Annotated in this window: 19 protein-coding genes and 1 tRNA gene; 8 read left to right on the forward strand and 12 right to left on the reverse strand. The window is 55.3% G+C overall.

The annotated features are described in order from the left end of the window. Positions 1–294: 294 nt before the first annotated feature. Positions 295–531 carry a methionyl-tRNA formyltransferase gene (locus WDO70_06745; protein MEJ0062894.1) on the reverse strand — a complete coding sequence of 79 codons (237 nt, stop codon included), beginning with the start codon at positions 529–531 and terminating at the stop codon, positions 295–297. A gap of 227 nt (positions 532–758) precedes the next feature. Between WDO70_06745 and WDO70_06750 the strand changes: the two genes are divergently transcribed. Next, the gene (locus WDO70_06750; protein ID MEJ0062895.1) at positions 759–3,239 is read left to right on the forward strand and encodes a hypothetical protein; all 2,481 of its coding nucleotides are present in this window, start codon (positions 759–761) and stop codon (positions 3,237–3,239) included. A gap of 18 nt (positions 3,240–3,257) precedes the next feature. Here WDO70_06750 and WDO70_06755 read toward each other — a convergent pair whose 3' ends face one another. From WDO70_06755 to WDO70_06775, 5 genes are all read right to left on the reverse strand, one after another. Continuing rightward, entirely contained in the window at positions 3,258–3,944 is a 687-nt protein-coding gene (locus tag WDO70_06755) for an Eco29kI family restriction endonuclease (GenBank protein MEJ0062896.1), read from the reverse strand. A 20-nt stretch (positions 3,945–3,964) separates the two neighbouring features. Continuing rightward, entirely contained in the window at positions 3,965–5,149 is a 1,185-nt protein-coding gene (locus WDO70_06760) for a DNA cytosine methyltransferase (protein MEJ0062897.1), read from the reverse strand. Further along, complete coding sequence (locus WDO70_06765; GenBank protein ID MEJ0062898.1) at positions 5,142–5,552, reverse strand: very short patch repair endonuclease; 411 nt, start codon at positions 5,550–5,552, stop codon at positions 5,142–5,144. The genes WDO70_06760 and WDO70_06765 overlap by 8 nt, the downstream gene beginning before the upstream one ends. Positions 5,553–5,939: 387 nt before the next feature. After that, positions 5,940–8,432, reverse strand: coding sequence for a DEAD/DEAH box helicase family protein (locus tag WDO70_06770; GenBank protein ID MEJ0062899.1), 2,493 nt, complete (start codon positions 8,430–8,432; stop codon positions 5,940–5,942). A gap of 3 nt (positions 8,433–8,435) precedes the next feature. After that, entirely contained in the window at positions 8,436–11,921 is a 3,486-nt protein-coding gene (locus tag WDO70_06775; GenBank protein ID MEJ0062900.1) for a hypothetical protein, read from the reverse strand. 834 nt (positions 11,922–12,755) lie between these two features. Between WDO70_06775 and WDO70_06780 the strand changes: the two genes are divergently transcribed. After that, positions 12,756–13,025 (forward strand): hypothetical protein, encoded by a 270-nt coding sequence (locus WDO70_06780; protein ID MEJ0062901.1) that lies wholly within the window; start codon positions 12,756–12,758, stop codon positions 13,023–13,025. 268 nt (positions 13,026–13,293) lie between these two features. Then, positions 13,294–14,328 carry a site-specific integrase gene (locus tag WDO70_06785; protein ID MEJ0062902.1) on the forward strand — a complete coding sequence of 345 codons (1,035 nt, stop codon included), beginning with the start codon at positions 13,294–13,296 and terminating at the stop codon, positions 14,326–14,328. Positions 14,329–14,722: 394 nt separating this feature from the next. Here the strand turns inward: WDO70_06785 and WDO70_06790 are convergent. Continuing rightward, positions 14,723–14,799, reverse strand: a tRNA-Pro gene (locus tag WDO70_06790). Between the two features lie 161 nt (positions 14,800–14,960). Between WDO70_06790 and WDO70_06795 the strand changes: the two genes are divergently transcribed. Further along, entirely contained in the window at positions 14,961–15,335 is a 375-nt protein-coding gene (locus tag WDO70_06795; GenBank protein MEJ0062903.1) for a hypothetical protein, read from the forward strand. A gap of 2 nt (positions 15,336–15,337) precedes the next feature. Here WDO70_06795 and WDO70_06800 read toward each other — a convergent pair whose 3' ends face one another. Beyond that, on the reverse strand, positions 15,338–15,604 hold the full coding sequence (locus WDO70_06800) for a hypothetical protein (GenBank protein MEJ0062904.1): 267 nt from the start codon (positions 15,602–15,604) through the stop codon (positions 15,338–15,340). 35 nt (positions 15,605–15,639) lie between these two features. Beyond that, positions 15,640–16,788, reverse strand: coding sequence for a methyltransferase (locus WDO70_06805; protein ID MEJ0062905.1), 1,149 nt, complete (start codon positions 16,786–16,788; stop codon positions 15,640–15,642). On the opposite strand from WDO70_06805, the gene rlmJ reads away from it, so the two are divergent. The 4 genes from rlmJ (at position 16,774) to WDO70_06825 (ending at position 21,376) form a co-directional block, all read left to right on the forward strand. After that, positions 16,774–17,604, forward strand: coding sequence for a 23S rRNA (adenine(2030)-N(6))-methyltransferase RlmJ (gene rlmJ, locus WDO70_06810; GenBank protein MEJ0062906.1), 831 nt, complete (start codon positions 16,774–16,776; stop codon positions 17,602–17,604). The two genes, WDO70_06805 and rlmJ, sit on opposite strands and share 15 nt — an antisense overlap. A 41-nt stretch (positions 17,605–17,645) precedes the next feature. Then, positions 17,646–18,827: a 23S rRNA (adenine(2503)-C(2))-methyltransferase RlmN gene (gene rlmN, locus WDO70_06815; protein MEJ0062907.1), complete on the forward strand. Its 1,182-nt coding sequence runs from the start codon at positions 17,646–17,648 to the stop codon at positions 18,825–18,827. A gap of 102 nt (positions 18,828–18,929) precedes the next feature. Beyond that, a complete protein-coding gene (locus tag WDO70_06820; protein MEJ0062908.1) occupies positions 18,930–19,412 on the forward strand; it encodes a hypothetical protein in 483 nt (160 codons plus the stop codon). A gap of 92 nt (positions 19,413–19,504) precedes the next feature. Further along, positions 19,505–21,376, forward strand: a complete 1,872-nt coding sequence (locus tag WDO70_06825; GenBank protein MEJ0062909.1) for an ABC-F family ATP-binding cassette domain-containing protein — start codon at positions 19,505–19,507, stop codon at positions 21,374–21,376. A 13-nt stretch (positions 21,377–21,389) separates the two neighbouring features. Here WDO70_06825 and WDO70_06830 read toward each other — a convergent pair whose 3' ends face one another. The 3 genes from WDO70_06830 to mfd all read right to left on the reverse strand — a co-directional run bounded on the left by WDO70_06830 (position 21,390) and on the right by mfd (position 26,137). Beyond that, the gene (locus WDO70_06830) at positions 21,390–21,776 is read right to left on the reverse strand and encodes a hypothetical protein (GenBank protein MEJ0062910.1); all 387 of its coding nucleotides are present in this window, start codon (positions 21,774–21,776) and stop codon (positions 21,390–21,392) included. 64 nt (positions 21,777–21,840) lie between these two features. Then, positions 21,841–22,623: a TSUP family transporter gene (locus tag WDO70_06835; protein ID MEJ0062911.1), complete on the reverse strand. Its 783-nt coding sequence runs from the start codon at positions 22,621–22,623 to the stop codon at positions 21,841–21,843. 16 nt (positions 22,624–22,639) lie between these two features. After that, positions 22,640–26,137 (reverse strand): transcription-repair coupling factor, encoded by a 3,498-nt coding sequence (gene mfd / locus WDO70_06840; protein MEJ0062912.1) that lies wholly within the window; start codon positions 26,135–26,137, stop codon positions 22,640–22,642. Between the last annotated feature and the right edge of the window lie 39 nt (positions 26,138–26,176).

Genomic DNA, 26,176 nt, shown 5'->3' on the forward strand with positions numbered 1-26,176 from the left:
CGCAGAAAGCAGCGCGCAGCAAGCGCGTATTTACTTTCACGCGCTGCCTGAGCGCCAATGATGGTTAAAATTCTTGGGGATGACGCTCCTACGCCCGCAAGGGCGTAGGGTGGTCGGAGAAAGAGGATTTGAACCTCCGGCCCCTGCCTCCCGAACGGCGTCCCATATAACGCAATCAGTGGGTTGGCGACGAAGCCCGTCGTCCAAAACCGCATAATTTCCATTGTTACTCATGGATTTTATTACAGTGTAATAATCCGAATTAAAGAGGGCGCGGCAGACAATTTTGCTTCGCTACTCAAAATGAAATTCTTGCTTCAAGATATTAAAAAGAGAAAAAGCCCCCTCACGATCGAGCTGAATGACTTGGCTTTGCTTGCCTGGAACGGCCCTGCTATCGCGGCCATAACTGTTGATCTGCAAGAAGATGCTCCCATCATCGTTTCTGAAACTGGTATAGGTAGCTTTAATTTCATCATGAACGGTTTGACGCTCATGATCTTTACGGTCGAAATTTCTAATTAATGCCATTCCCGTCCTCCATTGCCATGAGGCAAAACTTTTAGCTTACTCATTGTCTTGCTGACTTTTACGGCGTCGCATCAAATATTCCTTTATCGCTTTTCTGGTGATCCAAGCAAGGCTGCGTTCTTCTTCTTTTGCTATTCGTTCAAGCTCAATGCGCGCGGCGATTCCAGTGTTACCGTCAATCGACCGCTTGTATCACCAGTGGCGGCTACCATAGGAGGCCTCGTTTAATGTGTGATGATGCTAGCTGCATCACTAAGATTCATATTAATGTTCATATATTATTTTTCAACTATCTTTTCGTAATTATGAATGTTATTATATTAGCGTTGCATCAGATGTGGAAAACTGCAATGAAATCAATGATATTAAATGACAGGCGCAAAATGCCAAGAACGGACAAGGAAGAAATGCCTCAGGGAATACAGGAATACATTGCCCACCTCGAAGCTATCGCCGCAGTCTTTAATGACCATGCGAGAACCTTAGGCTTGGGCGTATACCTCGATGCATCAAATGTAATTGCGGCCGCAAAGAGCGGCATAGGATTCTCTAAAATCAAGAGATTCATAGACAGGGCAGATGATTCCGGCGTTCTGCACGATTCGCAACTTATGACGGCCCTGGATTGTATTGGGGAACTTTTGACTTCGCCTAATCAGAATGGTCTCGTAACGGGCGCCATGCAATCTGGCAAAACGACCACGTCTTTAGCGCTGCAATTTTCTGGCCCTATTGTATATCTTCTTACGGGACGTCGTCTTTACCCGATTTATCTCATCACTAGCCATACCAGCCAAGAAGACCAGACGAAAACCGAGATTGCTCGATTCTTGGACTTTTATGGCGAACTAGCCATCGTTGTGGATGAGAAAAATCGTTGCACGCTTATCGACTATGTCACGCAATTTGCCCTCGATGAAGGGTTTAAGCATTCACCCACGGTTAATACCTATCGCGAACATATTCTACAAAAAGCCTTGCCCGATACGTTCGCCGGCCCCCGATTGGATGACTTTATTCATCGCCGTGCGCCTGGGGAAGGCATAAAGCAAATAGCAAATCTTTGCCGGCGAGCGGCGTCGAAGGGATTTGAACCTTTGCTATTAATCGATGAACCACAATATGGAGCCAGCGATCGCCAAGTCACAACGGAAGACGACAAGGTCGAATGGCGGTCTTGCGTATTAGCTCAAATTTTCAATCGTATCAAAGAAGCACTCGGCAAGGACGCCCCCGCCCATAGCTTTATTGGCCTTTCGGCCACCCCTTATGAACTGCATGACGTTAGGGCTGTATGGCAGGTAACTCAATACCTGACCTCCGCCTACTCTGGCTTTAATTATTTCGGTGGAATAGTTCTTGACCCTGACGCGGCAGTGACACCCCCCAGAACAATAAGCTTTGCGGATTTTAGTGCCGAAATCGAAGTGCCCTTTCTTGCTAAAGTCGACCTTAGAGCCTACGACGCGCGTCCGCGGGCGTTTCAATGGTTCGCGGATGAGAATGAGTATCTCGGAACCCAAGATGAATATCGCAAGGACGTAGAACAGGCATTACGAAAGGCCATTATGTATATGGCTGGGAATGGAACCACGCCGGCCACGGGAATCTGCATAAGATTATTCAACAACAATAATCGCTCACATGAACTCCTGCGACGCCTATACCTGAACAACCAGGAAATCGAAATAATCGAATACTTCGGCTCGGATCATCATGGCCGAAGCGTTAAGCGAGCCATCGCGGAACGGTCTTGTCCAGATCTACCTTTCTTGATCGCGGTTACCAACCGCGCGCGCATGGGCGATGCGTTTCCAAATGAAGTCGAATGGTTCTTGGAATTTTCGAAAAAAGCAGCCGACCTGAACTCTTTATTGCAAGGTCTGCTAGGACGCGCCTGTGGATATGGAAAAAACTCCACCGTTATTATGTCCAACGAGAATATCCGTATCGTTGACGCATATAAAAATAGGCAAGGTGGTTTTGTCCACAAGCCAAGTCGGCATAGCGTTCTAGTCGGAGGGTATCGACGGGGAGCGCCGACCAGCCTTATCCGCATTAGGCGGGATATGAACGATCCCCTAATTGCAAAATATTTCGCGCGCATCGATCAAGAAATTGTCAAACCATACACCATTCAAACCGAGCCTACCGCCTCTCTCAAAACCACGCGCACCAGAGGTGAAGATCACCGGAGAGGGCCTATTTTGACTATCGCGGAGGAAATCGGGCTGTTTGAATATATAGAAGCCGAAGAAAATAGGAGACGCCTTTTTCCCGCTTACGAACCATTCCAAATCGTGCGCGCTGGTGACGAAGTTTCTGATCCAAAAGACTCAACCCGTAAATTTCGTTATACCTTGGGTGAAAATGGCGATTGCCGATTTACCTTTCGTACTCTGCGTAAAGAGAGTGCCCACAGCGGTATCCGCAGCCGTGGTCTTGGCCGCAAGGATGCTACGGACCCAGAACAAGCAGGCAATACGCTAGAGCCTCAGGTAAATATGGTGAAGATCGACCCAGACAATGGTCAAATCATTGAAAATGAGAATGCAAAGGGATGGTGGCGCGCGGAAGCCGTGACGCTTCCACTTCTTAAACCAGTCCGCACATTACGAGATGGAGAAGCAACTTATCCCGTTCAGCATGGACCGTATTCAGGGTTACTTGACGATGAAGAAAGAACGGCGGCCGGCTATGAGGAATAGCGGTTCTGCCGAATGGATTTACGCCTCATCGGCGCTTTCCTCGGCTTCTTCTTGTTCTTTGGCTTGCTGTTCGGCGATTGCCTTCGGCAGTTTCGCCAAGGGACGACCAGCGAGATAATCGGTGACCTGTTGCTCCAAGAATTTTGGCGTTAGTCCGCCTTCAGCCAGCTTAACCGCGAACTTACGGCCAGGATGGAGCACGTCCCATGGCGATTTGTATTGCGTGGCGCGGCGATTTCCGGGGTCTTTGTTTCCGAAACCATCAATCGCGCGATTCCAGACCGGCTTGAACGTTTCGATGAGCATGTTTTCGCCAAGCGGAATCCATATGTCATCGACGATTAAATGCCTGAAGTAAAAATCGGCGAGATCGAGATTATTGGCCTCCTCTATGGAGGTAGCATGTTGGCGGAGACGATCGACCAAGGCATTGCCTTTCGCCGCGTCCTTGGTAAGTCCGCCTTTCCGCCCGCCTTTGGGTATTGCCTTGCCGATATAGATAGGGCTTTTGAATCCGCCCTTCTGGTTCTTGGCGGCGATAGGTACATAAAAAGATAGTTTTCCGGTGTAATAAATGACGTAAATGCCCGCGCCCTTGATGCCATCCGTCGCGGTCAGCGGCAATGGATCGCGCTCCAGCAACTCGGTTTCGATGCTGCGCGCGAGGTTGAATTTATCAAGAGGATTATACGGCGTATCATTCATGGGTAGACCCTACAGCCGAATCAGGCCGTTCGCCTCGTTTTTGTTTTCCGGCCCTGGCCGCAGGCGAGAGCTTTCCCCATGCTCGACGCGATGGCGGTCGCCATCGACACGGGCACGGCATTGCCAAGCTGCCGCATCGTTTCCGTCCACGATCCCGGAAAGATGAAATTGTCGGGAAAATCCTGGAGCCGCGCGGATTCCCTGACCGTCAAATATCGTACCTGTCCATCGGGGAAAAGCAGCATGTTCTCTCCCCCTGGCACTCCATGATCTCCCGCTTTTAATGCCTTCGAGGGTTCGTCGAGCACGCTGCCGGTATGCCCCGCATAGGAACGAGCGCCCGGCTGGAAATGATGGTTTGGAATCCCATGCTTGCTCGATTTTTCTGGATCGGGAAGATCGGCCAGGGCGTCCCTTACCGTTCGCCAAGGCTTGGTATTGGGCTTGACGTTCAAAGCACCGCCCTTAAGCGATTTACTGCCTCCGATGATGGCGTCGCGAGTCTTGGACGAAATCCGGTGCCTCTTCCAATAATCGCGAGTGATGAGCTGATCCCAAATCAGGGCATCACGCGAATGCGTGGGGTTGGGGAAGTTCCACTCGATTCCTAGGTCAAGACGAACGCCAGCGATGATGACACGATGCCTTTTTTGGGCTGCCCCATAATCTGCCGCGTTGATCTTATGAATTTCGACCCGATAAAGGGGGCCATTGCCATGGCCAGCCGGAAGTCGCTTCAGGCGCTCTAAATGTTCATTCCAGCTTTCGCCCGGCTTCGCCATCATGGCGGGACGGCGCAAGCGCTCGACGATATATTGCAAATAGTCGGCGAAGGCCTCGCGCGCCAAGCCGCGGACGTTCTCGAATAGGAACATCTTGGGCGTCAGTTCCCGCACGGCTCGAATGGCATGCGGCCACATATCGCGAGGATCATTCGGCCCTTTATGCTTGCCCCCAATGGAAAATGGTTGGCAAGGCGGGCCACCAGCGACCAGGTCTATTTCTCCCATTCCCTGGAAAATCACGTCGCGCACGTCGCCGTGGTGGATGGGCCATCCTTGGGTGGGGCCGCCGCGCCCGGCATTTGCCTTGATGGTGGCGTATGCGTCGCCGTTCCATTCCACCATCAGAACAGGCTCGAAGCCCGCGCCTTGCAGGCCTAACGCCAGCCCCCCAGCCCCGGTGAACAACTCCACGCTATGCATCCAAGAATCTCCTAATGGTTTTTTCCAGTTTTTCTTGGTCCTTCAATCCACATTCCCATAGCACCAAAACGCTCCAGCCCATCTTGCGAATGGCGCGACGAACGGCGGCATCTCGGTTTTTGTTGGAGGATATTTTCCCCAGCCAAAAATCCACGCGCGATTTGGGTACCCGCGCCCGCCCGGAATGACATGGATGTCCATGCCAAAAGCAGCCATGTATGAAAATCGCCTTTTGCAGACGCTTCAGCACGATGTCCGGCGATCCTGGCAGCTTGGAATCGTGTAGCCGATAGCGATACCCCATCCCGTGCACGATCCGGCGAACAAGCAATTCCGGCTGGGTGTGCTTGGAACGAACGAGGCTCATGCGCTTGCTTCGTTCCTTGGGCGTCAAGGTATCCAAGTCGCATCACCGTTCCTTATGGTTGGCTCCGAGACGGGAAAATATCCGATTCGAAACGTTTTGCCCTATCTTTTTGACTCTATTAGCAAAGATGGTCAAGTGTTCTCTTTATGTTCTCAGTCTTTTGGAATCGTTTTTCGACATGTTGTAACCAGAAAGACTCATCCGCCTGATGGGGGGTTTTCGGTTTCTTCGTTAATTTTCATGGCCTTGAATTGAAACCGATGTAAGAAAGTCTTTGGCTCACAAAGGCAGACTACGCCGACTCTTGCGGTCGCTTCATCCGCCTTTGTGAATAAAATCCGTAGCCCACATAAGCCTCAATGAGAACCTAGCCGTGTCCGAAGGGAAGCTATGACGCCTTGCATGGCGTGACGGCAGTATATTTTAAAGTTTCGCATCCTTACGCGACGAATAATTTTTGGAAGCCGGTCTTTGCGGATAAAATGCATCTTCGGCATTATGCGCAGGCTCCATGCCCAGTTCCTTTTTAATCCATTCAAGGACATTTCCATGAACGCAAAGGGCGGCTTGCTCCTCTGGATCGGCTAACGGCAGCCATTGCTTTGAATATCTCAAAGTCTGCTTGTACTTTCCTTTTCCAATCTCTGCTTGCCGCTCTTCCCCAACGCGCATTCCGCGCGATTGGGATTTAAAGCTGGCAAACAAGGTCCGCACAAACTCCGTTTCCGGACTTGTGACCATTGGATTGGCTTCCAACGCCTCAACCACATTACCAGCAGTGAGCCATTGCGACGTTTTGCACTGGCGGATAGAGGGCTGCTCTGCCCAAGCAATGGCTTTCTCTTCATCCGCGCCATATATATGGCGATAGGCAGGAACAAGAACGTCAGGGAATAGGAAGAACTCCGATGCACCTTCCCTATTTCTGTAGAATCCGAAGTGATCATATGAGAAATCCAGGCCATTCACTTCGGCGCGTCGCGCATAGGGCTTACGGTGGAAAAAGGCATGCTGCAATTCTTGCCAAAGCTTTCCTATTTGCTGATCATCGCAGCCAAGCAGACGTTTGGCGTTTTCTTTTCCAAGAACTTCCAACGGCGCTTTTTCCAAACGGCCATAAAGTGTATGCTCGCAAAGATGGATTAAGCCTTCATCAATGCAAAATACTTCCCGTGCTTTTTGCTGATAAAATCCCATGCGCCAAACAGGGAACATTTTTCCGCGCACATGCAGAACGTCTTGCTGATTAGCCACAATGTCTACGAATTTTTCCCGAGACTGCCTTTTTTCATAGGCTGCCTGCAAAGGAGCATAGACTCGTTCCTGCAATATGGTTTGGTCAATGCCGAGTGCCTGCGCCATGTCTTCCAAAACCAGCATATTCTTGAGCTTAATCGGAAGACCGTCTACATAACGCTGCTGCTTTCGCTCGCGGGCGAACATTTCCAAATGCCGTTCGGTATAAAAGACTTTAATCCCCTCTATATTCGGCCAGGGCTCAGGGTCAGACGGGTTGTTATGTTTTCCTGCGGTGGGCGGAAATTCATATCCACCGGGAAGCATGTAAAGTCCGCCCAGCAGCTCGCCGACTACCAACTGGTCAATGCCTTCAATATAAGGGCTTAGATAAATGGCGGTTTTTCTCCCGTCATGCCTGCGGCTGGCGCGTGTGTGAAATTGCACGATCTTGCCCGGCGAGAGGCTGGGCGCATGCTGCACGGTCATTTCCAGCGGAGGAAAGTCAATGCCACGCCCCCATAATTTGCATTGCACGACCGCTTTTAGTTTTCCCTCCATGAAGGCGCGCTGGATGAGTCCATGCTCTTCCCGATCCATATTTCCCCACACAACGCCCGCGTAACCTTCACCAAACGCTTCATTCAGTTTTTGGGCGATATGAATGCCATGCTGCACGTTCACGGCCTGATGCAGTTGCATCATGTCTTTCAAGGGTTTTCCTGTTTTGGGATGGAGGCCTTTCCTGATGACCTGCAATAACGCGTTGTCACTACCTGTTTGCTCGATAAACCGCATTTGTTCGGCTTCCGAATAATCCTCCCAACGATTGGTCTTGGGCTGGATAATAGAAGTCGGATCGATTTCGCGGCTGACGATGATGTTGACATGCGGCGCGATTTCCTTGCGCTGAACGCCCTCGAGATGCGTAATTTCGCATATAGGCTTTTTGCCGCCGAAAAGATAATCGCCGATTGTTTTTCCGCTTCTGAATAGCGGAGTCGCGGTGAATCCAATAATCAGACAGTTAGGGAAGAAAGCTTCCTGATAAAACTCTTTAGTGACATCCCCGCGCGGCTTGTCGTCGACTTCGTCGATCAATACGACATCAAATTCTTCCGGCTTTATCGAAGGTGCTGGCAGGCGCGTTTTGAGGTGAGCGCGGCCATGCAAAGCCCTGGCGGAATCATGGGTCGCGATTACAATAGCCTTCTTTAAAATTTCTCGTTTCTTATCGTCGGGCAGATCGGCATGGTATAGGCCGATATTATCCTCGTTAAAACGATCTCCAAATATGCCCGCCTTACGCGCGCCGGGTTCTTCGTCTTTTTCTCCTAAAAGCCTGCTGCCCCACTGGTCAACCAGTTGATTGGTCGGAACCGTTATCAAAACGCGCTTGCATAACGCGGGATCGTTCAGCACATAGCGTCCGTTGGGCATGGTATTGATGCCTACGATGAAATCGCCGCCGCTGATGGTTTTGCCTAGGCCGCCGGGCGCGACGACGTGGCCGTTGGTATGAAGCTGCTGAGTTTCTGGATCGGACTCATGGAAATAAGCCACGATGCCATGCCCGATTTCTTGCTGGCTCCCCTCGCGCAGTACATGATCGCCACTCTCAAGATGGCGCTCGTAGCGCCTGATCATCGTGCGAACGTTATTGACGAGGGGATCGACCATAGATTAACCCAATTGAAGTCTTGTCTGGGATGAACTGTCGACAGGCGCACTTCTGGAGGGTTCGAAATCCGCCTCCGCTGGCGCTTTATGCCAGTCCCTGGGCAGCGTCAGTTGGAAGCATTCTTGATACGTTTTCTCTACAGCACGAATAATGCCTTTGCGAATTTGCGCCGCGCGATATTTCAGCGGCTTCTTGCGCTTACTCTCCTGGCTGTTATCTCCTAATGCAATGGAGCTATAGGCCTCGTCTGCATACCAGCGAACCTCGCTGTGAACCTTGGCGAGAAACCCATCGATCTTATCAGCCTTGTCGTTAGGCACCGGCACCACGAAAGTCACCGGTTTTCTCGCCGCACCGCCTTCGCTTTCGTAAACAAGTTCCGGTATGGGCTTGATCGTCCCCCTCTGATCGCCGGTCAGGCTGCGAATGGCTTGAATTGTGAGCTTTATGGCACTATCGTTCGTTTCGCGCTTATCCAGCGTGACCCCAATATCGCGCTCATAACGCGCCATGTCGTCCAGGAAATGTTGCAACGGCTGATCGCCGATATAGACTTCATCCAGCATGGCATGGTTTTTCTTCACGCGCCATTCATGATCGGTGGAACGCATGTGCCGCTGTAAGCTAGGAATAAACCCCTCGAAAACTTGCTGCCCTGTTCCACTGTTTGCGCCAAGCAAAGATTCCAAAGCCCTGGCGACGGCCAGCTTCTGACTGCGCGTATGGAGATTCAGAGAGCGCGTGCGTACGGCCTCTCCCATTACCGGCTGATCTTTGTCACCAACATGAAAATGAAGGTCGCAATGCCAGAATGGATTTTCGCCACCGACATCCAAATGCATGGAAACCGGAGCAAGAGTAATTTTCTGGCTGCCCCGCGATGAAACATGAATAAGGGTGTTATTCTCAAAGCCAGGAAGATTGAAGCGCTCCGCCGTTGCCCATTCCTTGCCCTGCTCTTCCAGCCAGTATTGAAAGCTCTCCATGACGTCGCGTTTGGTCACATGAATGCGCTGGCCTTCCGATGTGCGCCGCTCTCCCATTCTTTGCAGGAAATCGACCACATAGCCCGCGCGGCTATCGAGTTCACGTTGTTCCGTTTCCTCGCCGTCGCACAACGCGGCAAGACCTAAAGGAATGCTGAACGTCAGTTTATCCTTCTTCGAATATGGGTTTGTAGACGTGAAGAACACTGTATGCATGCCGGAACGATGCTTTATATCGAAACTTTCCGCAGGCAGAGGCAGCGATGTGTTGAGATCGATGGCGTGATCTCCAGCGGCGGTAAGATCACGAGCGGGAACGATCCCTTCCGTATTGTAAATCATGCTTTGCACGGCTATTTTTAGATCGACCGCGTCTTCCATCGTCAGAGGAATGCCGCGTTCCGCATAGGCTTGATCGTACTTCTCAAGCGTATAATTGGCCTTTTGAGCTTTTCTCCCATCAGCGTCTTCACCTCTGGAAAAGAGCATTTGAATAGGGAAATCCGGCCTGCGAAGGTCGATACGACATTCAAATCTATTAAGCTCCTTGTTTTGCGCCTGCATCAAATACATCTGGGCGTCGGCAAGCAGGCGCGTTCGCGTTTCTTCAAAAGCCTCGTCACGCTTGATCATTCGTTCGAGAATCTCATCTTCCGTGAGCGCGCGCGCCGGGCTAAGAACGGCCTCGCTTGGCTTGGCTTGCACATCGGTTGCGACTTGCACGGACTCGGCAGGTTTTTCGGACGGAGCCTCCGGCGCTTTTGCTGGGGCAAGCGACGGATTCTCGACAGGCGGCAGCGCAGCCGTAATATCGGCTGCCGCTGCCGGAAAAGTCGACACACCTGCTCCGTTCTGTACGGATTCAGTTGGTTTTTCCGGCGCAGGCAGCAGAGGGGGACTATTATCGACCGGCTTCAGCATCTCCGGTTTATCCACTGGCGGCACGATAATGCCGATCCCCGCCAGCAACATTCTGGCTTTTTCTCCGCGCTCCCATACCAATAATGCGCGCTTTCCCTCGCCGCTTTCAGCATGAGAAGAAAGGTTGCTATGCAGGGGCAGCGTATATTTATCACGCAATTCCTTCAGCGACTTCTCGTCACCCAATGCGGCAATGACGAGGCCTGAAAACTCAGCGATATGCTGTTTCAGCGCATTGTTACGCTCCAAATCGCCGATGCCAAGCTTCGGGTGCTTCTTGCCATCGACAGCAAAAATCTTCTGCATGGCCTGCACGAGATTTTCGCGCGTCGCGGCGGCGACAACGGGAACCTTGCTCTTACCGTTCACGGGAATAACGTGCGCGAATTCCAGCGGGCGCATGATTTCATCGCCAAACAGCACGGATGCCAATTCGGCATGAGGCGGAAATTTGGCATTCATATATGCGAGTGTCCCGAATGGCTTTAGCTGCCCACTCAACCAGCTCATGCGCGCGATATCGTCATTGCGCTCAGGAGAATTGCTTGAATGTGCCTTGTCAGCCTCGCGGAAAATGCGCCGTATTACCACGCCGTTTAGAGCAACGGGGACGGGGGTGTTATCTTCTTTTTTGGGTTTTTCTTCTTCGATTTTTACGTCATCGACCCTCGGAGATGTAACGTCGGATTTTGCCGCGAGAGCTTCTTGTTGTATTTGTGGCTTTGGCGCTTCTATTTCCTTGAGGCGGCGAGCATGGCCCAAAAGTTCCAGGATATTATCTCCCAGAAAACCGTCAGAGAATGTACTTTTTTCTCCAATTGCGGCCTGTACTCGATGAGAGTTCCCGAACGTTAACAAGGCAGGAGATTTTCCACGGAATTCTTGCTTAAACGGAGGAATCACTGTCAAATCCTGACGAGATTTCATCGTTGTTAGTGCATATATGGCCATTAGATATGCAAAATGGCTTTGTTGATTCAGTTTTTCAGCCATATCCTCTTCAAATTTTTTCATTTGAAAAGATGCAGGCAAGCTCAGCGGATATATCCGCTGAGCTTGCATATGCCCCGGTGTTCCAAATGTCATCGAGATTGGGCTATTGAGCGACGGATATAGATGGCCCTCATTGCCCTGGATAAGGGTAACCCTAATCCCAGATTTTTTGCTCTGGCGACCGATGTCTTCTATAAAAACGCCTTGCTTATACGCATTTCCGCCATGCTTGATATCCCATTCTAACCACATGAGGGGATATGGTGGCGAGTATAACTGAGGAGATTTTTCTAGATGCGAAATAGATTGCTGAATCTGTTTTGCACTAGAATTACGTTTGTTCACTGAATCATTTATGACGTTGAACACATCTGTATCCAGAGCATAACCCGGGCTTTTTTCAATGCAATGAGCGAGCCAGACGATATCCCTGTCGTTAACGGGTATCGCCATGAGTTTTTCTGCCGAAAGTTCGGTATATTCATTGGTCTTACGCGCATCCGTCAACATGGCATACGCGCGGAACTGACTAGACAGCGCAATATCTTGTCTCAGCGATAATGTCGCAGGGTCATATGTTTTATTCATACTGTAAACTGCTCTTATAAATTTTATTCAGAACTCCGAAACGCATACAATATGCCGAAATCATGAAAGTAAAAAACTTAAACGCTTTCTTTTTCTTGCCAAGCGTCAAATTATTCATTTTTTCTGATTTTACCCAACGCATAAGACACGGCCATTAACCATGTCTAATGCCTCCCAACTCAAACACGGGGGTGCATCCCCCTATATATGGGAGAACAGACTCGCTTTTCATGACGACGCGCCAATTATTTCATTCTCCCAACATCGCTCATGTAAACTTTGGACGCCATGGAATGTCTGGAGAGAATGGGAGATATTATCGGACACTCCGCCAAAAATTTCCTGAAACTATTGAATTTTCTTGACTTTCCGCGATCTCGTGATATAGATATAGTATCAGCATAGATGACCTTTCCGTGGCCGCTTGGATTCTGTCTCCGGCGGCTTTTTTGTTGCCCTCACGAACCCAAGCCGGTTTTTTCCGCGCTTGGGTTTTTTTATTGCCCGCGAGGAGGCCGCATGTCCGAAGACGATGCCCCTTCCTTGCCGATCAAACCTCTGCTCCATAAATCGGCGCGATCCGTTCACCGGCTCCAAGGAGCTTATGCGGGTCTAAAAGATGTTCGACATTCATCGGACAAGCCCGTCAGCCATGATGATAGTACAGGCGGTAGGACTAAAAGCTACGCGCAAGTTGCGACTTTGGTCAGACCACGGGTGGTCAGACCAAAGTCATGCGGGCTGAAGCCCAATCGGAAACGCCCCTACCGCCTCATGGGAAGGTTCTCGAAGGAAGAACGAAACGCAGTCATTTCAAAGGCGACGGCGGCCCGGTTGTCGGTCAATGAATTCATTCGCCTGTCGACGCTGGAAACCGATTACGCGGCGTCTCTTAATCCGGCCTTGCGGCAATTGTTCGTCGCCGTCCACCGGGAGCTTTGCAGGCAGGGACAAGATTTGGGGCGGATAGCCGATCACCTGGGCGCGAATTTCCTGTCGCCCAACGAAACGAATTCCATGCTTGGCATGATCGGCTGGGATTTAATGGCCGCCATTCGAGCCGTCACGAACGCCCTAGCCGAAGGGCGAAGCCCGCCCGATTAAGGGCCTGCCCGTTCCGAACTCTCAAACGCCTCTTTCGCCGGAAGGGGCGTTTTTTATTTCCAACAACCAGCAAAGGAGGAATCGCCATGAGCGATAGCAACGGCGCGTTACCGGCACGGCACTTCACCGTGCAAACACTGGCCCGATATTGGGAAGTCTCGCCCAGCCATATCTACAACCTCGTTCATAGCAACACGCTTCGCCATCTGCGGATCGGCAAGGCCATTCGCATTCCAAGTCATTTTGTCAAAGAATTTGAGGAGGCGGCATGTCAAATCACAAGGAGAAATATCGACTCTGGCAGCATCCAAACGGAACAATTTATGTCATCTGGACGGAACGGGACGCAACAAGCAGCACCGGCGCGCAGACAAAACGCGTTTCAACGGGGGCAACGGATTGGAACGCCGCCGAACAGTACCGCGCCCAATTCATCGCGGGACTAAATAATCCGGCCCCGCCTGCGGAGCCGACGATTGGCTATCTGCTCGACCGTTATCGGAACGAACATGGGCCGAAAACCCGCTCGCCAGAAACGATTGATTTCCATCTGAAGGTACTCAAGCCCTTCTTTGGCAATCTAATGCCGAGCCATGTCAGCAATAAATTGCTTGAACAATACGCCCAGCGGCAGGGAGGAATTTCTAATGGCACGATCTTGCGTCAATTGAGCACTTTGAAGGCCGCTTTACGCTATGCTGCCGGCAACAGGTGGATCGCGCCCTTGCCGCCGTTCAAAATGCCCGTGCGCAAGCCGCCGCCGCGCGACCTGTGGCTTACACGGGAACAGGTGGCTACGCTGCTGGAGAAGGCAAAAACGCCGCATCTTCGCCTTTTCATCTTGCTGGCGGTCTCCACGGCAGCGCGGTCGGGCGCGATCCTTGATTTGAAATGGTCGCAAATCGATTTCGCGGAACGCCTGATCGATTTCGGCGCGGGATGGGGCAACAAGCGCCGCGCCATCGTGCCGATGAACGACGACGTTCACGCGGCCCTGAAAACGGCGAGGGAGTTAGCGCAGACCGAGCACGTCGTCGAATTTAACGGCAAGCCGATAAAATCGGTCAAGGGAGCGTTCTGGAGCCTGTGCAATGATTGCCGCATCAAAGCCAGCCCGCACGTCCTGCGCCACACGGCGGCGACATGGCTGGTCATGGACGGCGTACCGTTACGGGAAGTCGCCCGCTTGCTCGGCAATAGCGAGGCGATGGTGGAACAGGTTTACGGGAAGCATTCGCCAGACTATTTGCGGCGGGCCGTGCGCGCCTTGGCCGTTCAGAAGCCTAAAACTCTGGAGCCATAGAGCCAAAATAACAGATCGAAGATAGCGGCTATTTTTTTGACTCGTGCTTCCGGAATTGATTCTCACATGCATTCCATAGAGCGCCGCCAAATCCAGCCCCACCCGCTGGAAACAGGATTATTCCGACCAATAAGTATTTCTCCCAGTTGAAGGGTAGGCCAAGCCATCGTGGCACGACGGCCATTAAAATGAACATGGGCAAGCCCCAGCCCAATACTCCATGAAGAAGAATAAATCTCATGCGTCCTTTGGCGCGAATAACACGCCATTTCTCATGCGCCTTTTCAGTCCATTTCGAGCTAGGAATTTTCATGTGCGGCAAACTATACGGCCAAAATTATTACACCTGTAATAATTTTCAGAAACGGGCAACGACCTAACCTATTGAAAAAATTGGTCGGAGAAAGAGGATTTGAACCTCCGGCCCCTGCCTCCCGAAAGCAGTGCTCTACCAGGCTGAGCTATTCTCCGATTTACGCGCAGGCGGATTTTATAGCGGGTCAAAAGGGGATTGTCCATTATTCCCGCCATACCCCCCGCTACGCCCCTTGCGACCCCCTTCGCAAAGCATCCTCTTGACCCTTTCCCGCCTTTTCTGGACAATGCGGCCATTATTGATAGGGGAGCGGATTATGGGCGGCCTGCGCCAGGATATCGCAAAGCTCAGCCTCGGCGATTACCTTATATTGCTCGGCCTTCTAAGCGGCTTTACGGGACTGACAACGCGTCTCGTCATGGAGACCTGCTCCGATTGGCAAGCCTATCGGGATGCCCGAACGCCGATAGAGGCCTTGCCCGTCAAAAAACAAATCGCGCATGTGGATGCCAAACGCGCCATGATCCTGTGCAGGAATTCGATCACCGGACGGGAAGGCTATATCGACCTTCCGCGAAACGGCCCCCAGCGCGAGACACTGATTAAAATACTGGAGAGCCCCGACAGAGCGGTTTCCTGTCACATCCGCACGGGAACACCGAATAGAACGGCTCTCTTCCACGGCTTATGACACTACCGCACGATCTGGCATAAACTCATCTGGCATTGCACCGTAATGCTAGTGGGAGAGCCTTCCCGCTGATCGGTCGCTTTCGGAATATTGCATTCGACCTTATAGGTCACGTCGGACTGAAGCCCGATCGATTGCCGCAGGATTTCGATTTTCTTCGGAATGCAGTTATTCTGCTTGGCGATATCGCGCACTTCCGCCTGGCCCGCGAAGCTCGTGCCCGCCAGCAGCAGCGCCAATAACCCAAGAAAAATTGCGAATCTCATCATCCGGACAGAATGGGCGCCTGCCGGTTAAGAAAAATTTAATCCGCCTTTTCCAATACAAATAAAAATCCATCGACCGGCTTTCCTTTTTCGTGCCGCGGCACGCAAGGCTCGAATGTGCAGATGCGAAACCCGTTTTCGGCGGCAAGGCGGCGTAAATAAGCCTCGCCATGGGCATAGCGCCGCTGCGGCTGAAGGATGAAATCTTCCCCGGATTCCAACCGCTCCACCGTGGCCGCGAATAGCCCGCCGGGACGCAACGCGGCGTAGACGGCGCGGAACAACGGCGCGAGATCACCCAGATAGACCAGCACATCGGCGGCCAGCGCCAGATCGAAAGCACGCCTGATTTCAGGAATGGCCGCCACCACCTCTCCGGCGATCAGCTGGTGATAAAACCCTGTCGCTTCCGCATGCGCCAGCATGCGCGGCGACAGATCGATCCCGGCCATGAAACGCGCCAGGCTCGCGAACTCCCGTCCGGCCAAGCCCGTGCCGCAGCCGAGATCAAGGATATCGCACGGTTCCATGCCGGGACGCGCGCGTTCGACCGCCCGGCGCAGAAGGCTCGGCGCCTGATAGCGAAGCTTGCCCCGCAGATTATCGTCGAATTCCGCCGCATAGCCGTCAAACAGCGCGCGCACATAATCCGGCGACAAATTCTCTCCGCTCGCCGCCGCCAGCCGCACCGCCGTCCGCGCCGGGTCTTCGGGGCACAGCGCCCGATAATGCTCCCACGCCCTGCCCGCCTTCTCGGATTCCTGCACCGCGAGCCATAAATCGCCGAGATGCAGCCATGCTTCGGCATCTTCATCCCGATCCCGCAGATAGCGCGTCAAATGCTCGATAGCGGCGCGATACTCGCCGGTTTCCGCGCACCAGGCGCAAAATTGCCGGACAAAATCTCCGTCGGGATGGCCGAGCATAAAAACTTCCCGCCCCAGCGCCACGGCATCCTCATGACGGTGTTGATCGGCCATGATAGCGGCGAGCATCCGCATGACCGAAGCGGCGGGCGTGTGCGACAGAAATTCCCGTAGAACGCGTTCGGCCTCGGCAAAACGGCCCGCCGCGCGGCAAGCGTCGGCCAGCGCCAGCGCGAGATCGCTGCGTTTCGGCTCATCGGCCAGCGCGGCCTTGAGTGCGGCGCGGGCTTCTGGCACATCTTGCGGATGAATTACCGTCATATCTATCACGCTGGCAATGTCTGCGATGTCGTCAAGCATGTCACGCTGCTCGCTCTGCTTGCCCATCTCAAGCAAAAAACCGCGCCATTCGCCGCGATCGACACGCATGCGGGCTGCGGGCTTTACGATCTCGACAGCGAAGCGGCCCGCAAGACCGCCGAAGCGGATGACGGCGTTAGCGCCTTGCTGCGAAGCCCTGCCGCGCCGGAATTTATGGATTACCGCGCGGCGCTGGGCAAGGCAAATCCCGGCATCTATCCCGGCTCGCCGCATTTGATCCTGCATGCGCTGCGGCCCGGCGACCGTTATATCGGCTGCGAGCTTCATCCGGAAGATTATGCGGAATTGCGCAACAATTTGGGGCGCAGTCCGCAGGCGCAGCTTCACCAGCGCGACGGCTATGAGGCCTTGGCCGCGCTGGTTCCGCCGCAGGAGAAACGCGGCCTCGCGCTGATCGATCCGCCCTATGAGCAGCCGGACGAATATGCGCGCGTCGTTGCCGCCGTCGCTGCCGCCTACCGCCGCTGGCCGGCCGGGATTTACGCCATCTGGTATCCGATCAAAGACCGCCCCGCTTTGTGGCAATTCCATGAAGCCATGGCCTCGACCGGCATCGGCAGGCAACTGCTACTGGAATTCATTTATCGCGACGAAACCCGCGCCGACCGCCTGAACGGCAGCGGCATGATCGTCATCAATCCGCCCTGGCAATTCGACGCCGCGATGCGCGCAACCTATGCCAAATTGCACGAAACGCTGGCGACCGAAGCCAAAACAACCAAAATCAGCTGGCTAACGCCCGAAAGTAATGCGTGAAAGCTTTGACTTTGACACCCGCAATCGGGCATCTATCACCCATGACACAATCGGAAAAACACGCAGCCGCGCCCGTTGCCGGAAACGCAGGCCGCAATCTCGTCGGCCTGTCGTTCGACGAGATGCGGGCGGAATTCGACGCGCTCGGCATGGAGAAATTCCGCGCCAAGCAGGTCTGGTCGTGGATTTACTGCCGCGGCGTCACGGACTTCGCGGCGATGACCAATCTCGCCAAGCCCGCGCGCGAGAAGTTGGCGGAGCATTTCACCATCGCCCGGCCCGCCGTCACGCAGGATCAGCAGTCGGAAGACGGCACGCGCAAATGGCTGCTCAAGATGGCGGACGGTCAGGAAGTCGAAGCCGTGCATATCCCGGAGGAGGATCGCGGCGCGCTATGCGTCTCGTCGCAGGTCGGCTGCACGCTGACCTGCCGCTTCTGCCATACCGGCACGCAAAAGCTGGTGCGCAATCTTAGCGCGGCGGAAATCGTCGGCCAGGTAATGCTGGCGCGCGACATGCTGGGCGAATGGCCGTCCACCAAGGAAACCCGCATGCTGTCCAACATCGTGATGATGGGCATGGGCGAGCCGCTTTACAATTTCGACAATGTGGCGAAGGCGCTGAAAATCGTCATGGACAATGAAGGCATCGCGATTTCCAGGCGGCGCATCACGCTCTCGACCTCCGGCGTCGTGCCGGAAATCAAGCGCTGCGGCGAAGAACTCGGCGTCAATCTCGCTATCAGCCTGCATGCCGTGAATGACGAGCTGCGCGACAAGATCATCCCGCTGAACCGCAAATATCCGATCAAGGATTTGATGCAGGCTTGCCGCGACTATCCGGGCCTGTCGAACGCGAGGCGGATCACGTTCGAATATGTGATGCTGAAAGGCGTCAATGACAGCGACGCCGACGCCCGCGCCCTGGTGAAGCTCATCGGCAGCATTCCCGCCAAGATCAACCTGATCCCCTTCAACGCCTGGCCCGGCGCGCCGTTCGAATGCTCGGACGACGACCGCATCGAGAAATTCGGCGACATCGTCAATCGCGCCGGTTACGCCAGCCCCGTGCGCACGCCGCGCGGGCGCGACATCATGGCGGCTTGCGGCCAGCTTAAATCCGCCAGCCTGCGCCTCTCCGCCGCCGAGCGCGCCGCCATCGACGCGCTCATCGCCGCCAAGGACAAAGCGGAAGGGCTGGAAACCCCCGGTTTTACTGGTTAACGCTCGGATTCTTCCGCCGTGAAAATAAATACGGCATTGGGAATCCCGCCCGCGAATGATACGTTGCGCGGATATTATTCTACCTAGCAACAGGAGATCGGCATGCCGGTAAGCAAAAAATTCAGTCGCGCCAAGACGGCATTGTTATTTGTCGTTACGGTCGGCGGGGGCGCCGCGACATTTAAATACCTTTCCGATGCTACAAAGGCCCAATGGCAGGAAACGCGCCAGCGAGCCGGTATCCTCGACAAGGCAGAAAAGACGGGCGCCTTCAATACGACGGAAGAAACGCCTGTAAGTGATTGCGTGAATCGGGGCTATGCTCCCGACGCTTGCGCTGCCGCCTACGAGTCCGCGAACGACCTCGCCGCGCGCTACATTAATTCCGATATAGCGCCGCCCGTCGTGGCGGTGCAATTCAAGCTCGACGATCCGAAGATCGCATTGGCGCTGCGCGGCGGACATCTCTCGCAGCGGCCCGCCAAACCCGGCCATGCCGTGCGTCAGGATAACAAGGAAATCGATACCCGGCCCGCTCGCCCCATTATCACCGGCCTGAGCGGACAGCAAACGCCGTCTCCGTAACTTGATGAAGCAGAGCGGCGCGGCCTCCCTCCTTTCCGGAGGCGAGATTCCGCCGCTTTGCCGTCCGTCCCGCACTCCGTCACCTGAAATCCATGGCCGCCACCGTCCTGCTCAACGTCCAAAATGCCTGCATCCGCTTCGGCGATAAGGTTCTGTTCGAGGATTTGACCTTCAACATCCGCCAGGGCGATAAAATCTGTCTTGTCGGCAAGAACGGCGCGGGCAAGACCACGCTGATGAACATCATCACCGATCAATGCGAGCTTGACGGCGGCACGCGCTGGCAGCTGCAAAGCACGACCATCGGCTATCTGAAGCAGGAAGTGGCGCCGAAGCCGGGGCAGACCGTTTATGAATATATCTTCGAGGAATTCATCGGCCGGGAAGACGCCGAGCTTCACGCCTATAAGATCGAGGCAGTGATCCAGCCGCTCGACCTGCATGTCGAAGACCGCATGGACGCGCTGTCGGGCGGGCAGCTACGGCGCGCCGCTTTGGCCCGCGCGCTGGTCGAGGAGCCGGAAATCCTGCTGCTCGACGAGCCGACCAATCATCTCGATCTCGACGTCATCGAATGGCTGGAGAATTACCTGCGCTATTACAACGGCGCGCTGGTCTGCGTCAGCCACGACAAGACTTTCCTCGGCAATATCTCCGATCAGGTATTCTGGCTGGATCGCGGCAGGCTGAAAATCTGCCCGAAGGGCTTCGCCGATTTCGAGGAATGGTCGGCCATGCTGCTGGAGCAAGAAGAACGCGAGCTTCACAACCGGCAGAAAGTGCTGGACCTGGAACTGGAATGGGCCAGCCGGGGGGTGAAGGCGCGGCGCAAGCGCAATGTTCGCCGCCTCGATCTGATGAAAGAAGAGCGCAAAAAACTGAAATCGGACAAGCACGCCCTCGCCCGCATGCTGGCCAAGATCGAATTGCCGGGACTCGATACCGACGCCGCCTCGTCGCGCATCGCCGCGGAATTCTACCGAGCGGATAAATCATACACGGACGAAAGAAACGGGCGCACCAAGACCATCCTCAAGAAATTCAGCCTGCGGATTCTGCGCGGCGACCGCATCGGCATCGTCGGCAAGAACGGCGCGGGCAAGACCAGCTTCCTGAAAATGCTGGTCGGTGAGGAAAAGCCGGATATGGGATCGGTCAAACTGGCGCGTGACATCGCCTTCTCCTATTTCGACCAGAAGCGCCAAGAACTCAACCCGGATCATTCGCTGCAACGGACTTTATGCCCCGGTGGCGGCGATTACATCGAAGTCATGGGCAAGACACGTCATGTCTGCGGCTATCTGAAAGATTTCCTGTTCGATCCCAAGATGGCCGCCCATCCCGTATCGGTGCTTTCCGGCGGGCAGAAAAACCGCCTGCTGCTCGCCAAAATCCTCGCCAATCCCGGCCAGTTGCTGATCCTCGACGAACCGACCAACGATCTCGACATGGATACGCTCGACCGGCTCGAGGATATTCTGTCGCACTATACCGGCACGCTGATCGTCGTCAGCCATGACCGCGATTTTCTTGACCAGACGGTAACGAAAATCCTCGCCTTCGAGGGCGAAGGGCGCATCGACGGTTATATCGGCGGCTATCAGGATTATCTGGCGGCAAAGCGCGACGGCCTTCGCCCGAGGCAAGATTACGACGACGAGGAGGAGGCCGAAATCACCGCGCCGCCGCCGAAACCGGCAAGCGCGCCGAAACAGAAAGCTGCCGCGCCGCGTATGTCCTTCAAGCAGCAATTCGAGCTGGACAAGCTGCCGGAACGCATTCGTGCGCTAGAGGAAGAAATCGCTTACATCGAAGTGCAAATGGCCGATCCGACGCTCTATACGCGCGAGCCGGAAAGCTTCGACAAACTGTCGCGCCGCATCGGCGCGGCTAAGTTCGAACTGGAGCAGGCGGAAACGCGATGGCTGGAGCTGGAGGCGATGCGGGCGGCATCAGGCGGATAGGCTTCTGCCGACGCTATTCTTTCGCGTCGGCCTTCTTCTTGAAAGCCGCCGCGATGGTCTGCCAGGTATTCGCCTGACGCACGGGATCGACGAGGATGGGTTCCTGCTCCGCGCCCTGCGATGCGGGAACCGAGCGGCGCAAACCGACTTGATCCATGATCCTCGATAAAATATCCGGCGGCAGGGTTCCGCCTTTCACGCCGCCATGCTCGGCGATTTCCTTCGCCGCCTGATCCAGCGCGAAACTCGCCATGGATTTCATGTGCGGCTTGGCAAGGCCGAGCAGCAAAGTCTGGTCGCGCACCGCCCAGGCGATGAGCAGCTTCTGCGCCTCGTCCTTGTTGCCTCGCATGGCAGAAAGCGCCTGCCGGGCCTTGGTTTGCGCGTAGTCTTCGGTCATGATTCTTTCATACCCTTAAGCCGCCAATTCCGCAAGCTGGCGAAGATGGGAAAACAGCCCGCCACTAAAAACCGAAAACTTTTTGCAGCAGTCCCTCTTGCCACAGCAATTTCAGGCTCATGCTTAGGGATACCACGACCAGCAAAGGCTTAAGCAGGCCAGCTCCATGACGAAGCACCATGCGGGCGCCAATATTGCCGCCGATGACCATGCCAATCGCCATCACGGCGCCCTGAAGCCACGCAATTTGCCCGCCGAAGAGAAAAAACAGGCACGCGCCGACACTGCTCATGAAATTATAGATTTTGGCCCGCATGGTGGCTTCATCCAGCCTTAATCCCAGAAAACTTACCAGCCCCATGGCGAAGAAAGTTCCCGTCCCAGGGCCGAAGAATCCATTGTAAAAACCGATGAGAGGAATGAGAGTGAAGTTAGAGACGGCGAAAGATAATCGCGCCGCCCGTGGCACCTCGCCTAGTTTGGGGCTGCACAAAATCCATAAAGCGATTCCGATCAATAAGAACGGTATCAGAATTCGCAAAACGCCTTGATCCAGGAAAGAAACGCTTAAGGCTCCTACGATCGATCCGGCGAACGCCGTCAGCGCGGGAATCCAATGATCACGCAGCCGCAGCTTGCCCATGCGCCAGAAATGAATAGTCGCGCTTAATGTGCTGAAGATGCCCTGGAATTTATTGGTGGCGAGGGCGGCAACGGGAGACAGGCCGCTCGCCATCAGGCCGGGCACCGTCAATAGCCCACCGCCGCCCACCATCGCATCGATCGTGCCCGCGATTAAGGCTAGAAGAAAAAGCCCGCCGAGGCCGAAAAAGGAAATATCATCCATCTATCGGCAATATATCTTAAGCCGCCAATTCCGCAAGCTGGGTCAGTTCCCGGCGCAGGCCGCGCAAACGTCCGGCGGGATCATCCCAAGTGCGGATCAAAACCAACTTCTGGTCGGGGCGCATTTTAGCCAGACCGCTTTGCTTGTTAAGCCAGGCGATCAACTTCTCCGGATTGCCGAAGCTGTTTTGGTAGAATGAAATGACCGCGCCCTTCGGCCCGACATCGACGCGGTCGATCCCGGCCTGCTTGCAGATTTGCTTGACAGCGATGGTGTGCAGCAGGTTTTCCACTTCGTCCGGCAGCTTGCCGAAACGGTCGGCAAGCTCCGCCGCGAAGCCGTCGATCTCCGCCTGATCGACCAGCCCCGCGATCCGACGGTAAAGCCCGAGCCGGACATGCAGATCGGCGACATAGGTTTCCGGAATCAAGACCGGCACGCCGAGATGAATTTGCGGCGTCCAATCGCGCTCGACATGTTCCGCGCCGCCCGCCCGCGCCGCCGCGACGGCATCCTCCAGCATCTGCTGATAAAGTTCGATGCCGACTTCGCGGATATGGCCCGACTGCTCTTCGCCGAGCAGATTGCCGGAGCCGCGAATATCCATGTCGTGACTCGCAAGTTGGAAGCCCGCGCCCAACTGGTCGAGAGTCTGGATCACCTCCAGCCGCCGCTGTGCGGTCTGCGCCAGAATCTGCTGCGGCGCGTAGGTGAAATAGGCATAGGCGCGCTGCTTGCCGCGCCCGACGCGCCCGCGCAGCTGGTAAAGCTGCCCGAGGCCGAACATATCGGCGCGATGAATGATCAGCGTGTTGGCGTTCGGAATATCGAGGCCGGATTCGACGATATTGGTCGAAAGCAGCACATCGAACTGCCCGGCGTCGAACGCGGTCATGATATCTTCAAGCGCCGTCGGACTCATGCGTCCGTGGGCGCTGACCATCCGCGCTTCGGGCACCAGTTCGCGCAGGCCGCGCTCGACCTCCGCCATATCCTCGATGCGCGGACAGACATAGAAAATCTGCCCGCCTCGGAAATGCTCGCGCATGATCGCCTCGCGGATCACCATCGGATCGTAGGGCAGCACGAACGTATGCACCGCGAGCCTATCGACCGGCGGCGTGGCGATCAGGCTGAGCTCGCGCACGCCCGCGAGCGCCAGTTGCAGCGTGCGCGGAATCGGCGTGGCGGTGAGCGTCAGCACATGAACCTCGCTGCGCAACTGTTTCAGCTTTTCCTTCTGCTTGACACCGAAATGCTGCTCTTCGTCGATGATGAGCAGGCCGAGATTCTTGAACGCCATATCTTTCGCCAGCAGCGCGTGGGTGCCGATGACGATGTCCACATTGCCGTCGCGCGCCTCCTGCTTGGTCTGCGCGGCGTCCTTCACCGGAACGAAACGCGACAGCTGCGCGATGCGGAACGGAAATCCGGCGAAACGGCGGGTGAAATTCTGGTAATGCTGCCGCGCCAGCAGTGTCGTCGGCACCACCACCACGACCTGCAACCCCGCCTGCGCCGCCAGGAAAGCGGCGCGCAAGGCGACTTCCGTCTTTCCGAATCCGACATCGCCGCAGATAAGCCGATCCATGGGCTTTCCACTGGCAAGATCGCCCGCGACATCTTCGATGGCTTGCGATTGATCGTCGGTTTCCATATAGGGAAACCGGCTGCAGAATTCATGGAACACGCCGTCCGCCGCTTCGATACGCTCGCCCTGGCGCAATTCACGCGCGGCGGCGATTTTCAGCAGCTCGTCCGCCATGTCTTTCAGGCGTTTCTTGACCCGCGCCCGCCGATTTTGCCAGCCGACGCCGCCGAGCTTATCCAGCGACGCGCCGGAATTGTCGGAACTGTAGCGCGACAGCACTTCGAGATTTTCGACCGGCACGAACAGCTTATCGCCGCCGTCATAGATAATTTTGAGGCAATCATGCGCCGCGCCGGAAACATGCAGTGTCTCCAGCCCCTCATAGCGCCCGATGCCGTGCTCGGCATGCACCACCAGATCGCCGAGATCGAGCGCCCCAAGCTCCAGGCGGAACTGGTCGGCGGCGCGCCTTTTCCGGGGAGCGCGGATAAGCCGGTCGCCGAGCAAATCCTGCTCCGTGACCACAGCGAGATCGCCGCTGACGAAACCATGATCGAGGCCGAGAATAATTGCCCCTGCCGCATTGCCCGGCAAACGGCGCAGCGCGTCATAGCTATCGACGGCGGCCAGCATATCGACGCCCTGCTCGCGGGCCATGACCAGCAGTCTTTCGCGCGCGCCGGAACTATAGCAAGCCAGCGCCGTTCGCTTATTCTGTTTTTGCTGTCCGATAAAATAGCTATGCAGCGCCGGGAAAATGCCGTGCGCCTCCCCTCCTCCAGGCGCTGGGGCATTTCTTATCGCTCCGAAATCCATCCCCAGCTTGCCGCCGCAATCGACCGCGCGTTCGTCGCCGGGTGCGGCGGCAAAGGGCGATAGCTGCAAGCGGCAATGCACCGCCATCATTTTCTCCAGCGCGGCGGGCGCCAGATAAAGCTGCTCCGGCGGCACCGGCTTATAGACGATAGCCATCTTCGTCGCGCGTTTTTGCTTCTCGGCCTGATAGAGCGTCAAGCGCGCCTGATAGAAATCATCGATCTGGGTTTGCCGCGCCGCCAGGGACTCATCCATATGCGTGTCATAGCTGACCGCCGCGCGCGGCAGGTAATCAAACAAGGTGCCGAGCCGCTCGTAAAACAGCGGCAGCCAATGCTCCATGCCGGGAAAGGCGCGCCCTTCGGTCACGGCTTCGTAAAGCGGGTCCGCGCCCTGCACTGCGCCGAACAGAGCGCGATACTGGCTGCGGAATTTTTCCTTGGCCGCCTCACCGCCCGGTATCTCCGCCATCGGGCGCAAATCGAGCGCGGGCAATTGCCCCACCGTCATTTGCGTCAGGGGATCGAAGCTGCGGATGGTTTCGATCTCGTCGCCGAAGAAATCCACCCGCACGGCGTGATCGATGCCCGGCGGGAACAGATCGACGATGCCGCCGCGCACGGCGAATTCGCCGGCCTCGCGCACCGTTTCGGCGCGGCGATAGCCATGCCCGGCCAGGAACCCCAGCAATGCCTCCATCGCCAGCCGCCCGCCGGGACGCATCGCCAGCCCAGCATCGCGATAGGTTTCCGGCAAGGGGATTTTCTGCGCAATGGCGCTTACCGTGGTCAGCAGCAGTCTCGGCGCGGCGCTTTCATGCAATAGGTCGCTGAGAGTCGCGATCCGCCTGCCGATAATCTCATGGCTCGGCGATACGCGGTCATAGGGCAGACAGTCCCAGGCCGGGAATTCCAGCACCGTCACGTCCGGCGCGAAGAACGCCAGCTGGTCAGCCAGCGACGCCGCGCGCATATCGTCGGTGGCGATATGGATCAGCCCGGCCGCGCCCGCCTTGCGCGCCAGTTCGCCCAGCGCGCGCGCGTCATGCCCGGCGGGACAGCCGGCGAGGGTCCATTGCTTATTTTGGTTTAAGTCGATGTCGATCATAGACGCGGGAGTATCATATACTCTTGCCGCGCACAAATT

Source organism: Alphaproteobacteria bacterium (assembly GCA_037200005.1).
Lineage (GTDB): Bacteria > Pseudomonadota > Alphaproteobacteria > UBA9219 > RFNS01 > JBBCGY01.

What these genes read in the sequence shown, in the direction of transcription:
- WDO70_06755 (MEJ0062896.1), bottom strand. Translation starts at nt 3,944, where the DNA reads ATGAATGATACGCCGTATAATCCTCTTGATAAATTCAACCTCGCGCGC.
- WDO70_06785 (MEJ0062902.1), top strand. Translation starts at nt 13,294, where the DNA reads ATGTCAAATCACAAGGAGAAATATCGACTCTGGCAGCATCCAAACGGA.
- WDO70_06830 (MEJ0062910.1), bottom strand. Translation starts at nt 21,776, where the DNA reads ATGACCGAAGACTACGCGCAAACCAAGGCCCGGCAGGCGCTTTCTGCC.
- WDO70_06835 (MEJ0062911.1), bottom strand. Translation starts at nt 22,623, where the DNA reads ATGGATGATATTTCCTTTTTCGGCCTCGGCGGGCTTTTTCTTCTAGCC.
- WDO70_06750 (MEJ0062895.1), top strand. Translation starts at nt 759, where the DNA reads ATGTGTGATGATGCTAGCTGCATCACTAAGATTCATATTAATGTTCAT.
- WDO70_06800 (MEJ0062904.1), bottom strand. Translation starts at nt 15,604, where the DNA reads ATGATGAGATTCGCAATTTTTCTTGGGTTATTGGCGCTGCTGCTGGCG.
- mfd (MEJ0062912.1), bottom strand. Translation starts at nt 26,137, where the DNA reads ATGATCGACATCGACTTAAACCAAAATAAGCAATGGACCCTCGCCGGC.
- WDO70_06745 (MEJ0062894.1), bottom strand. Translation starts at nt 531, where the DNA reads ATGGCATTAATTAGAAATTTCGACCGTAAAGATCATGAGCGTCAAACC.
- WDO70_06775 (MEJ0062900.1), bottom strand. Translation starts at nt 11,921, where the DNA reads ATGAATAAAACATATGACCCTGCGACATTATCGCTGAGACAAGATATT.
- WDO70_06770 (MEJ0062899.1), bottom strand. Translation starts at nt 8,432, where the DNA reads ATGGTCGATCCCCTCGTCAATAACGTTCGCACGATGATCAGGCGCTAC.
- WDO70_06820 (MEJ0062908.1), top strand. Translation starts at nt 18,930, where the DNA reads ATGCCGGTAAGCAAAAAATTCAGTCGCGCCAAGACGGCATTGTTATTT.
- rlmJ (MEJ0062906.1), top strand. Translation starts at nt 16,774, where the DNA reads ATGAATTACCGTCATATCTATCACGCTGGCAATGTCTGCGATGTCGTC.
- WDO70_06760 (MEJ0062897.1), bottom strand. Translation starts at nt 5,149, where the DNA reads ATGCATAGCGTGGAGTTGTTCACCGGGGCTGGGGGGCTGGCGTTAGGC.
- WDO70_06805 (MEJ0062905.1), bottom strand. Translation starts at nt 16,788, where the DNA reads ATGACGGTAATTCATCCGCAAGATGTGCCAGAAGCCCGCGCCGCACTC.
- WDO70_06825 (MEJ0062909.1), top strand. Translation starts at nt 19,505, where the DNA reads ATGGCCGCCACCGTCCTGCTCAACGTCCAAAATGCCTGCATCCGCTTC.
- rlmN (MEJ0062907.1), top strand. Translation starts at nt 17,646, where the DNA reads ATGACACAATCGGAAAAACACGCAGCCGCGCCCGTTGCCGGAAACGCA.
- WDO70_06795 (MEJ0062903.1), top strand. Translation starts at nt 14,961, where the DNA reads ATGGGCGGCCTGCGCCAGGATATCGCAAAGCTCAGCCTCGGCGATTAC.